Consider the following 582-nt stretch of genomic DNA (forward strand, 5'->3'; position numbering starts at 1 on the left):
TATTGGGAAATTATATGTAAAAAATGAATTTCATTCTATTTCATATAGTCCAGTAGATGAATTTTGTAATTTTGAATTTGATTTAAACGAAATTTTGTAAGCGTTTAAATCTTATAATAGAAGTAAAATTTTTTTAATTATGGAAGAATCCGATGCAATTATTACGACTCAAAAAAATATTAAGGTAACAGATGAGCAATCTTCTGTTTTTAATTTATCAGAGATTTCGGACGGCTCGGATGTTATTCATCCTTATGTCACCAAAAATGGTTTTTTACATCTTTCTATGGAAAGTTATGTTCCACAAAAAGTATTCTTTTCAAGACGTCATATTGATGCCCTCAAATTTAACAATAGTGAAGCTTATATTACAGGAGAATTTTCAACATTAAATGCCGTTGTACAAAAATCAAACCTCGTAATACGCACGCGCTTTACAGAACGCGAAAAGGAAATACCTTTGTCAATAACTTTGAAAGGCGAGAATAAACGGGCTCATACTACTAATTTTAAATTTTCAGTAGAGATTTATAATCAATTAATCGACTTTATGAAATATCCTTTTGACACAGAAGATATTAT

1 pseudogene is annotated in these 582 nt (G+C 28.7%); it reads left to right on the top strand.

Going from position 1 to position 582, the window contains the following annotated elements:
• Positions 1-139: 139 nt before the first annotated feature.
• Positions 140-582, top strand: a pseudogene (locus ACF91D_RS31430) (CDP-glycerol--glycerophosphate glycerophosphotransferase); the annotation flags it as partial.

It is taken from the genome of Staphylococcus sp. 231237_7MaSpsaltlick (assembly GCF_043107035.1).